This is a genomic window from Streptomyces sp. AV19 (genome assembly GCF_015999245.1).
Classification (GTDB): domain Bacteria; phylum Actinomycetota; class Actinomycetes; order Streptomycetales; family Streptomycetaceae; genus Streptomyces.
On record NZ_JAEAMR010000089.1, the window covers coordinates 1 to 9,099 of the forward strand.

Genomic DNA, 9,099 nt, shown 5'->3' on the forward strand with positions numbered 1-9,099 from the left:
TCGTCGCGGGCCAGTTCGCGGCAGATGACCTCGTCGGGGGTGTTCACGCTCACGGTCTCGACCGCCACGGAGCGGTGGTCCTCGACCGGGAGGGTGTGGGTGCTGCGGCGGTGGACCGTGTAGGAGATGAGGCGGTCGATGCGGAAGGTGCGGGAGCCGCTGGACTGGCGGTCCATGGCCTTGAGGGTGATGTGGCCCGCCTTGGTGGTGCGGATGTCGTAGATCTCGATGGTGCGGACGGTCTCGGTGCCGTCGGCCTTGGTGTAGGTGATGGTGACCGGCTGGCGGCGGTCCATGGCGCGGGAGAGGTCGGTGAGGATAGCGGTGGTGGTCTGGCGAGCGGCGATCTTCATGGTGTCCCCCTCGGTCGCGTCGTATTTGTAGCTACAAAGATAGGGATATTGTAGCTACAAGACCAGTCTTTTTTGTAGCTACAACACGATCGAGTGAATGTTGCTGCTTGTAGCTACGAACGGCTACCGTGGCAGCATGTCCGCCGATTCCAACGCCACGTACGACAAACCCCGCCAACTGCGCATCCCCACAGGCGAATGGGAACCCTTCGAGGAAGCCGCCAAAGCCATGCACCCGGCTGGCCGGAGTCCGCGCGCTGCCGTCGTTCGTCAGTTCATCCGGTGGTACATGCGGCGCCCCGGTGCCAAGCTGCCCGAACGGCCGCCGGCTGGCCCTTGGTCCGAGCGTCCGGCCATTGAAAGGTGAGTGCCGACCTGGTGGCGTTTCTCCGCGCCCGCCTCGACAAGGACGAGCGCGTCGCCCGTGCTGTGCTCGGCGCGCCCTGGGTCCGTCGGAAGGATGTGGCCGGCGTCCACGCCGACGACGCCACCGATGACCGCCCCGACGGCACGCCGGTCGCTGACTGCCGTCACGTGCCTGCCGAGTACGAGCACAAGGTCGCCGTTGCGGAGCACATCGCTCGCCACCAGCCCGCCCGTGTGCTCGCGGAGGTGGAGGCGAAGCGGCGGATCGTGGATGCCTACGCAGTAGTGCTCGGCGAGCAGGGGGTTCTCCGCGAGCAGATGCGCATTGCGCTTGCCGAAGGGCGTGAAGAAGACTTCATGCGCATGCACCGCCAGGAGAGCAACCTGATCGAGCGGGCAAGGCACCTGGCACCAGCAACCCAGGCCCTTGCCCTGCCGTACGCCGAGCACCCGGACTACCGCGAGGAGTGGCGGCAGTAGGACCGCTGGCTTCTCGCCCCACAGGCGCCAGCGCCCGCTACGTCGGGGTGTCCAGGGCGGTTCGGTGCGTGTCCGGTGCGGTCGGGTCGAGGCCGGCCTCGTAGGCTGAGGCGTGCTCAGCATCGGATCCCGGCCGCCGTCCATGCCGCTCTGATCTGGTCGTACGCGGCGTGGACGGCGAGGTCGCGAGGTGCGTCGAGGACGAGGCTGTGTCCAGGGTGCTTACGGCAGGGATATCCAGACTCAGCACGGCCACCACGCGCTCCAGGTCGCCGATGACTTGTGCGACCGGGCGGTCCACCACGGTGTTGCCGAGGTCTTGGAGCAGATTCGAGCACGTCGGCCGTTTCCGATTCCCCGGCAATGGCGCGGCGGAACGTGGCCATGACCGACCGCAAGGCGCCCAGCTCCCACACAGGCAGGGACAGCAGACGCACCTGGGACGCTGAGGTCCGGCGCAGGACCGCAGCGAGCCGACCGATGGTGCTTGCCGCTACCCCGTAGGTAACGGGTGCCAGCACGTACCGGCCGCCGTCGGCCCACGCGTCATCGGCCTGTGCGGCGCTGGCGATGATGCTGAGCACCTGCGGGTCGAGGTACTGCGCGCCCTGGATCCATGCCGAGTCGCCCGGGAGCACACAAGGCCGGTCAGTTCCCGACCGTCGAGAGTTCCGGCGATCGGGGGGGTAGGTCGGTCATGTCGAGTCGCCCCTCTGCGACCTCTCAGGCCAAGAGGTCAGTTGATGTCTGCGTCGCAGGGACTCGACTCGGGGCAGCCGATGTGGAAGTTGCTCATGTTGAAGCTCAGGAGTACTGGTATGTCCTGGTCTTCAGATTTAAGGTCGCAGTATTTTTTCCCGCAACTGAACCACACATCGTCTACCAGGAAGAGGATGAACCAGTAGCAGTGGCCGGTGCCAATACCGGTCTTGTACTTGGCGGTGAAGATGTTCTCACGCACCTCCTTGTGGGTCATGACATCGATTCGCTTGCAGACCTTGTTGTCATATCCACCGAACCTGTAGGTGACGAGCACATAATCGACTGTCTTGCCCGTCTCGTTTTTCAGGTTGACCGGGCAGGACCGCTCAGTGCTGTATGCCTCGTTGTCTTCGTAGGGCATCGCATGGCCTCGTACGTTTCGTGGCGTGGCTGGACGATTGGGTTTTCCCGGTGGTCCCGCCGTGAGGTTTGAACGGTGACTGTGCGCTGGCGGGGACGGTACGTCCAACCATGGGGGGCGGGACGTACCGTCCGACAGTTCGCCGCGTCTATGCCTAGACCCGGATGCAGGCCGTGAGGAAGTTGTCCGGCGAGACGATATCGCCCGTGCCCTGCCAGACGCCGTCATCCCCGTAGGTGACTTCAGTAGGTTTACCTACATCTCCGGCCGTGACGAGGAAGCCGTCCGCGGACGCCCTGGTGAAGATCGTCCCAACTGAGGTCACGCCGGTGGTGAACGTGACGACGACCTGTTCGAGCGGCCGAAACTCCCGGTAGGTGTTCGCTAGCCCCCGGAAGGCGCAGAGGGGGACAAAGTCTGCGCCGCTGCTCGGATTCGGCATCTGAGCTAGCCCGATGGTGTACTCGCGCTTCGTCGCGTTGTGAATCCGGATCTGGTTCTCGATGTCATACGGCTCTTCCTGGAAGTTCCCTCCCTCTACAACCTTCCAGCCTTCCCCGGGCTTGGCGACCTGGTCGTTCATATGATCGATGTACGCACCTTCCTGGAACTTGGTGTCCGCGTGGTAGACCTTGTAGTTCTGCTTCCAGCTCAGCCCGGTGCGGACCTCGAAGTCCGGGTCGAGTAACCAGACTGTGGGGGCGGCGCTCTTCTTGGTGACCTTGACGCCCACGCCTACCGCCTTGAACGCGGTGAGCGAGAATCCCTGCTCCTGCATTTCGCTCTTCTTGCGTGGGCTCATGGAGATTTTGATCCCATAGTCGGTCATGGTTCTCGTCTTCCTTTCGCGTCTGTTGCTCGGAAGTGATGCTGTTCCGCGACGGCGGGGGTTCGCTGGCTGGCCCGTCGCGGCCGCATCACGCAGTCGCCGTGCCTGCACTGCCGATCCCGTCCCCTCGCTGCTGGCCTCGTTGGCGCGCGTGACGACGACTCGGGTTTCCGCGATCCTCCTTGAGTGCGGACATAGCCGGGAGGTGACGGACTTGCGCATACTCCCGCGGGTCAATGCGGCCCTGCTAGGGCAGCGATCGGCCAACCTGCGCTCTCGCGCATTACCGGCCATCTCCATGCCGTGGTCAGTCTGCACCGCAGAAGGTGTGCCCTGGGGGCGGTGCTACTGTCCCCTCCCGTAGACGGCGACGGCGCCGATGCGCGAAGCAAGCGCAACCGCAGGCGCTGGACCTCGCGGCGGGTGAGCAGGGTGCCGGCGGCGGGAATGCGCGGGGTGGTCATGGTCGGCCTCCGGTCCAGGGGTGGCGGTGGCCGTGCTAACGGAACTGGCGTCCGGACAGTGTTCGGTCAACGTCTCTCCGGGGCTTGGAGCTTGGGCTTCCGGCGGGCGGCTCGGGCCGCAGCGCGTCGTGCTGCCCAGTTCGACGTCGGCTGGCGGCGCCGTCCGGAACGACGACTTCGGTGCGGACGAGCTTGGTCTCCCAGGTGCGGCCCGGGGCGGGCGTGTGCTCGCCCCGGGGGCTTGAGGGCGGCCCGGTCATGGGCCGGTCTTCCTCAGCTCGTCAAGAACGGTGTCCAAGATCCAATCGGCCCATTCGCCGACCCGCTGCTGGCCCGGCTCGCCGATCAGTTCGGCGTTGTCCAGGCCGAGGAGCGTTACGGTCCGGATGCGATGGTCGAGACGGTCCTGGAGTTCTGCCCAGTCGGGGCTATCGGCTGAGGTGCTCATTGCGGACTCCCGTTGGTGGGCCGGGGGACGAGCGCCAAGAGGACGATGGCGAGTTGGCCGACGGCGGCCGCGATGGTGGCGACGAGGTCCGGGGCCGTCATGGGCGGTTCGATTCGAGCAGGCGCTGGGCGATGGCCAAGGGGCCGTGCACCCAGCCGGCGAGGTTCGCATCGGTGAGCTCGGATGACTTCAGCCGCAGGCCGCCGGTGACGTCGGCCTCTACCTCCAGGAGCTCGACGAGCGGCGGGATGAGGCTGAGCAGGATCGTCGCCAACACCTCCGTGGTCGCGGAGTCGGTCAGGGTTTTGGCCTTCTCGGCGGCGGCGCGTAGTACGGCGGCTGGTGTCGCGTCCGTCGTCGCGGTGGCGGGCGGGTGCGCGATCGCCGTCTCCAGGGCGTAGCCGCTACGCCTCGGCTTCCCTTGGCGGGTGGTGGCGATGGCGTGGAGTTGGTGGGTGAGGATCCGGCGGGGTCGTTTGCCGGTGTCGGCGTCGACGACGCGCGCGTCGCTGTAGCCCTTGTATTCGGTGATGCGGATGCGGCGGCCTTCGTCGAGGGGGTGGCAGGCGACGTAGACCTGGCCGACGCGGATGGTGGTGTCGGTCATCGAGGGTCTCCTTGCGGCGGGGCCGCTGTGCGGCCGTGTGTAGGGCGAGGGCTGATCAAAGCGGGGAGGAGGGCGGTTGAGGGGTGATCGGCCGTCAGGCGGCCATCCATGGCTCTTCTCGGATGCATCACGGCTCCCGGCCGGACCGGCAGTCTCCGGCGTGCTCGACGCCGCGCGTCAGCCACCACGGTTCGCAGCACCACCGGAACACCGGCGCGCCGCCCACGTCCCGGTACTCCCGGACGGCGACTACGGCCAGGAGGACGGCCAGGGCGCCGAACGAGCAGGCGGTGCGGGGTTCGCCGTCGGCGCCAGCCTGGACGGTCGCCGCGGCCAGGGCCCCGGCGGCGAGGGCGGCTATCAGGGTGTCGATGCGGCGGATCATCGGTTTCCCTTGTGCGGTTGTGTCGGCATGGTGTTGGGCGGGGTGTCGAGGGAGGCGATCCGGTACGTGGGGCAGGGCCAGATCCTGGAGCAGGCGGAGCAGACGTTGAGGGCGCGGCCGTCGGCGTCGGTGCTGCGGTGGTGTTCGGCGGCGATGCGGTCGAGGCGGTCGTAGAGCTGTTCGAGGTCGTTGTCGGTGAGGTCGTCGAGGCGGATCCGGCCGAGCGGGGCGGTCGTCGGCGGTGTCTCGGGCTTGGGGTAGCTGCGCTGGTCGGTGGGTGGCACGGGCTTGGCGGCGCAGGCGGCGCAGTGCGGGAGGCTGGCGCCGTCGTCGACGGGGGTGTCGCGCTTGCCGCAGAGCGTCTGGACGAGCGGGCTGCCGTCGATGGGCCGGGCGTTGTGACGGACGCGGCCTCGGGGCAGGCGGGCGGTGATCGGGTATCGGGGGTCGGTCATCGGTGGAACTCCTTCTGCGCGGCGCGGTAGATGGTGGTGCCGTCGGGGTGGGCGCGGAGCGCGTTCATGACGCAGTCGTGCCAGGACTGGAAGGCGTGGTATTGGCGGCGGAGTTCGTCGAGTTGGGCGTGGAGGTCTGCGATGTGGGGGTCGTCGGCCGTGGTCATGGGCGGCGTCCTTGGGCGGGTACTTCGGTGAGGGGGCCGTGGTCGGCGACGAGGAGGCGCCAGCGGACGAAGTGGCTGCCGTTGGTGGTCCAGCGGGCGCGGTTGCGTTTCCAGAGGTGGCCGGTCCGGTCGTGGACGGCGTGTACGTCGGGTGGTGCCTGGAAGCTGCCGGGGCTGTCCGGGCGCCAGGTTCGGTTCGTCATGGCTGCGGGGTCTCGATGTCCCACTGGTCCGCCAGCTGGCGGAGGAAGCAGGCGGCGGCTGCCCTGGAGCACCCCGACACGTCACCTTCGACGTCGATGACGCCGCCGGCGTTGACGATGCGGGCGGTGATGGTGGCGAGGGTCGTGGTGGTGGGCTCGGGCGTGGTCACGGGGTTTCCTCCTCGGGCCGGTTGTTCCAGGCGGTGATGCGGGCGTCGTGGTCGGCGGCGGTCAGGGGGCGTCGAGTTCGCGGCTGGCCTGCCGGAGCGGCGTGTAGCCGACGTTGTCGGCGAGAAGCCGCGCGGCTTCGTGGAGCAGGCGGGCCTCTTCGGGGCGGGCCATCGTGAGGGCCGATCGCCAGTCCCGTACGAGGAAGACGGCGGGGTGTGCGTCGTGCCGGTTGATGGCGTGGGCGAGCTGGTTGAGGGCCTGGAGCCCCCGGCGGAGGGCGGGGCCGACCAGCCGCGTGCAGGCAGGGCAGAGCGGCAGGTTGCCGGCGGAGGCCAGATGGACGAGGTCGGGGATGACGGCTTCGTCGCAGCGGTGGCATGGGGTGGAGCGGGCGCTATGGCGGATGGCAGCGCGCACGGGCTCGAAGGGGCCGCGGTGGTCGGCCGGTTCACTGTGCGTCTTGATCGTGACGAGGGTGGTCATGCGGCGTTCCGGTTCTGGCGGCGGCGGTCAGGGCCGTTGAAGGCGAGGAGGGTGGAGGCTTCGGCGAGTCGGGAGGTGAGGCGTTCGCCGAGGCGCCCGGCGAGGTCGGGGCGGTCCTCGCCATGCGGGGTGCGGATGGGCAGGTTGGTGGTGACGATCAACGGGAGGCACTGGTTGTAGCGCTCGTTGATGAGCCGGTAGGTGGCTTCCTCGGTCCACTCGGACAGCTTCTCGGTGCCGAGGTCGTCGAGGAGGAGCAGCGGGACGGTGGCGAGGCGGCGGAGTTCGTACTCGGTGCCTTTGTCGGAGCCGCCGGGGCGGAGGCTCCCGTACATGTCGGGGGCGGTGGTGGCGATGAACTCGAAGCGCGGCGGCCCGGCTTCGGCGATGGCACGGAGGGCCCCGTACGCTTGGTCGGTTTTGCCGGTACCGATGCCGCCGGTGAGGACAAGGAACCCGGCGTCCCGGATGTCGACGGCGGCGCGCTGCGCCCAGGCGATGACGCCGGGGTGGGTGGCGGTGGCCTGTCGGTATCGGTAGGGGGTCGCAGTCTCCCAGCGGGCGAGGGCGACGGTGGCGCGTTGGCGGTGGTGGTAGTCGGGGTGGCCGGGGTCGTCGGGGGTGAGGGTGGTGTCGGTGGGGCCGGGGGTGGTGTCGGCGAGGCCGCGGGCGGCGAGGATCGAGCGGATGCGGGCGAGCAGTGCGGCGCCGCCGACGGGGCGCGGGTCGTCGTGCATCAGAACCCCAAGTCGTTCTCGTAGGCGGAGGCGGGCGGGCACTGGAAGGGCCGGTAGTCGCCGGAGACGGCCCGCAGTTGGGGGCCCTTCGGGTGGGCGAGGTGCCTGCCGATGTCGCGCCAGCCGTTCGGTGCCATCTCGCGTACGGCCTGGATGAGGTCGTCGGGGGTGTGTCCGGCGGCGAGGAGTTCGAGGGACTCGGTGCGGATCTGGAGGATGTGCTTGGGGATAGGGGCGCCGGGGGTCGCCTTTGAGTAGGCGTCGGCGATGGCATCTGCGTCTCTCTCTCGCTGTGACCGTTCGGTTGAGGCGTCCGGGACCGGAGAGAGAGACGGGGCAGGGGCAGGGGCAGGGGCAGGGGACAGGGGCAGGGGCGGCGCGCACGTGCGCGCCTGCGTGCCCGCGTGGGCGTGCGTGGCCGCGCGCGCACGCGTAGAGGCTTCCCGATCCCCCTGCGCAGGGGGATCGGAGGGGGTTCCCGGAGGGGGTGTGGAGGGGGTTGCGGAACCCCCTGCCGGGGGGTTCGGCTCGGGCTGGCGGAAGGCCCTGCGGAGGGCCTCGATGTGCTCGGCGACCTGCTGCCGGATGGACAGGCCGGGACCGCGGGAGGACTTGGTTGGCTCGTCGCTGAGTTCGTCGAGCGGGATGCGGTCCATCTCGGTGAGGAGCGCGTGCCGGAGAAGCGGGGAGGAGATCTCTTGCGCGCCGGAGACCATGGCGCCCATGACCTTGGGCTGCTTCCAGACGCCGTCGTTACGGACGAAGGAGCGGATCAGCAGCTCCTCGGTGTCCTCGTCCATGACGATGAACGCGGCGTCAGTGAGGGCGCTGAGGTGGTGGTCCAGATCGGCCGGGCTCAGGCCCTGGGCCTTGCGAGCCCAGCGGCGCAGGGTGAGCGGCAAGAGCCCGGCGTGGTTGAGATTGGGCTGGCTGATGAGGAAGAGGTACAGCCGCTGCTGCTGTTCGGTGAGCGCCAGGAAGTCCGCGTCCTCCCAGATGGAGGAGAGGATCCGGCCGTGGCCACGTGCCATGTGGTGCGCTTCCTTAGGTTGAACGGGAACAGGGCGCGGCGAAGAAAATCCCTTGTCAGGGTGGGTGTTGATTGACCCTAAAGCGAGAATAGCGTTCGCGGTCACTGTTCGCGAGCGATATGCGCGATCGCGTAGTGGGGTCGCGATCGGACGTGGCACCATGGGCGCCATGGATGACCTGGACACGAGGATCGAAGCGGCGGCGAAGAAGCGGGCCCGGGCAGAGAAAGCCTTCGACGCGGCCGACGCCGAGCTGCGCGCGCTTCTCGTGGAGGGCAGGGCCGCCGGCAAGGGCCCATCGCACATGGCGAAGTTGACGGGCTTCACCCGTGAGTGGGTCGCGAAGATCGCTCCGGCCCCCAAACGCGCTGCCTGACCGGCTCACCACAGCGTCCCCTCCGGCCGGCGTCCCGCCGGGGTCCCCGCCGGGCACCGGTGGTCGATGACGTGCGAGTGCGGGCACGGTGACGGGTAACTCGTCGTCCATCGCAGATCCGGCCCGGTGCTGAGCTCGCGCAGGCACCAGTCCAGCCGGTTCGGCTCCCGCAGCGCGAACGCGGCTGCCCAGGTCGTCGGTTCGGCGTCGGCGGTCACGGACAGCGCGGCATGCCGACCGACGAGCTGCCGGAGCACCGGCGCGCCGCAGCGCAGGCAGGACCCGCGCACCGCGCCCGCCCCGCTCGGGCGCGTCATCAGGTGATGTCCTTGCCCGGTGGCGGGCAGGCGGCCCGGTGGGTGCGGTGGATGGTGGCGACGAAGCCGGGGACGGCCGGGCCGGTGGCGCTGTCGGTCCAGCC

The 9,099-nt window shown here is 68.9% G+C and carries 17 protein-coding genes; 3 read left to right on the plus strand and 14 right to left on the minus strand.

The genetic code is table 11. The features are described 5' to 3' along the window. Positions 1-353: WYL domain-containing protein (locus I5Q34_RS33580; protein WP_199896283.1), on the minus strand; the 353-nt coding region annotated here is incomplete at its 3' end. A gap of 136 nt (positions 354-489) precedes the next feature. Between I5Q34_RS33580 and I5Q34_RS33585 the strand changes: the two genes are divergently transcribed. Further along, positions 490-720 (plus strand): hypothetical protein, encoded by a 231-nt coding sequence (locus I5Q34_RS33585; protein ID WP_199896284.1) that lies wholly within the window; start codon positions 490-492, stop codon positions 718-720. Next, on the plus strand, positions 717-1,199 hold the full coding sequence (locus I5Q34_RS33590; RefSeq protein WP_199896285.1) for a DUF6221 family protein: 483 nt from the start codon (positions 717-719) through the stop codon (positions 1,197-1,199). The genes I5Q34_RS33585 and I5Q34_RS33590 overlap by 4 nt, the downstream gene beginning before the upstream one ends. Before the next feature lie 736 nt (positions 1,200-1,935). Here I5Q34_RS33590 and I5Q34_RS33595 read toward each other — a convergent pair. The 12 genes from I5Q34_RS33595 to I5Q34_RS33650 all read right to left on the minus strand — a co-directional run bounded on the left by I5Q34_RS33595 (position 1,936) and on the right by I5Q34_RS33650 (position 8,302). Further along, on the minus strand, positions 1,936-2,322 hold the full coding sequence (locus I5Q34_RS33595; protein WP_199896286.1) for a hypothetical protein: 387 nt from the start codon (positions 2,320-2,322) through the stop codon (positions 1,936-1,938). Between the two features lie 154 nt (positions 2,323-2,476). Continuing rightward, positions 2,477-3,151 carry a hypothetical protein gene (locus tag I5Q34_RS33600; protein ID WP_199896287.1) on the minus strand — a complete coding sequence of 225 codons (675 nt, stop codon included), beginning with the start codon at positions 3,149-3,151 and terminating at the stop codon, positions 2,477-2,479. A 720-nt stretch (positions 3,152-3,871) separates the two neighbouring features. After that, on the minus strand, positions 3,872-4,063 hold the full coding sequence (locus tag I5Q34_RS33605; RefSeq protein ID WP_199896288.1) for a hypothetical protein: 192 nt from the start codon (positions 4,061-4,063) through the stop codon (positions 3,872-3,874). A gap of 97 nt (positions 4,064-4,160) precedes the next feature. After that, positions 4,161-4,670: a hypothetical protein gene (locus tag I5Q34_RS33610; protein WP_199896289.1), complete on the minus strand. Its 510-nt coding sequence runs from the start codon at positions 4,668-4,670 to the stop codon at positions 4,161-4,163. Positions 4,671-4,797: 127 nt separating this feature from the next. After that, complete coding sequence (locus tag I5Q34_RS33615) at positions 4,798-5,055, minus strand: hypothetical protein (RefSeq protein ID WP_199896290.1); 258 nt, start codon at positions 5,053-5,055, stop codon at positions 4,798-4,800. Continuing rightward, the gene (locus I5Q34_RS33620; RefSeq protein ID WP_199896291.1) at positions 5,052-5,510 is read right to left on the minus strand and encodes a hypothetical protein; all 459 of its coding nucleotides are present in this window, start codon (positions 5,508-5,510) and stop codon (positions 5,052-5,054) included. The genes I5Q34_RS33615 and I5Q34_RS33620 overlap by 4 nt, the downstream gene beginning before the upstream one ends. Then, positions 5,507-5,677: a hypothetical protein gene (locus I5Q34_RS33625; protein ID WP_199896292.1), complete on the minus strand. Its 171-nt coding sequence runs from the start codon at positions 5,675-5,677 to the stop codon at positions 5,507-5,509. The genes I5Q34_RS33620 and I5Q34_RS33625 overlap by 4 nt, the downstream gene beginning before the upstream one ends. After that, positions 5,674-5,880: a hypothetical protein gene (locus tag I5Q34_RS33630; protein WP_199896293.1), complete on the minus strand. Its 207-nt coding sequence runs from the start codon at positions 5,878-5,880 to the stop codon at positions 5,674-5,676. Before I5Q34_RS33630 ends, I5Q34_RS33625 begins: the two co-directional genes overlap by 4 nt. Continuing rightward, positions 5,877-6,050, minus strand: a complete 174-nt coding sequence (locus I5Q34_RS33635; protein WP_199896294.1) for a hypothetical protein — start codon at positions 6,048-6,050, stop codon at positions 5,877-5,879. The genes I5Q34_RS33630 and I5Q34_RS33635 overlap by 4 nt, the downstream gene beginning before the upstream one ends. 61 nt (positions 6,051-6,111) lie before the next feature. After that, entirely contained in the window at positions 6,112-6,534 is a 423-nt protein-coding gene (locus tag I5Q34_RS33640; protein ID WP_199896295.1) for a hypothetical protein, read from the minus strand. Continuing rightward, positions 6,531-7,271, minus strand: a complete 741-nt coding sequence (locus I5Q34_RS33645) for an ATP-binding protein (RefSeq protein ID WP_199896296.1) — start codon at positions 7,269-7,271, stop codon at positions 6,531-6,533. Before I5Q34_RS33645 ends, I5Q34_RS33640 begins: the two co-directional genes overlap by 4 nt. Next, positions 7,271-8,302 carry a hypothetical protein gene (locus tag I5Q34_RS33650; RefSeq protein WP_199896297.1) on the minus strand — a complete coding sequence of 344 codons (1,032 nt, stop codon included), beginning with the start codon at positions 8,300-8,302 and terminating at the stop codon, positions 7,271-7,273. The genes I5Q34_RS33645 and I5Q34_RS33650 overlap by 1 nt, the downstream gene beginning before the upstream one ends. A gap of 169 nt (positions 8,303-8,471) precedes the next feature. Here I5Q34_RS33650 and I5Q34_RS33655 point away from each other — a divergent pair, with 169 nt between their 5' ends. Beyond that, positions 8,472-8,678 (plus strand): hypothetical protein, encoded by a 207-nt coding sequence (locus I5Q34_RS33655; protein ID WP_199896298.1) that lies wholly within the window; start codon positions 8,472-8,474, stop codon positions 8,676-8,678. Positions 8,679-8,683: 5 nt separating this feature from the next. Here I5Q34_RS33655 and I5Q34_RS33660 read toward each other — a convergent pair whose 3' ends face one another. After that, positions 8,684-8,995 (minus strand): hypothetical protein, encoded by a 312-nt coding sequence (locus tag I5Q34_RS33660; RefSeq protein WP_199896299.1) that lies wholly within the window; start codon positions 8,993-8,995, stop codon positions 8,684-8,686. Positions 8,996-9,099 lie beyond the last annotated feature (104 nt).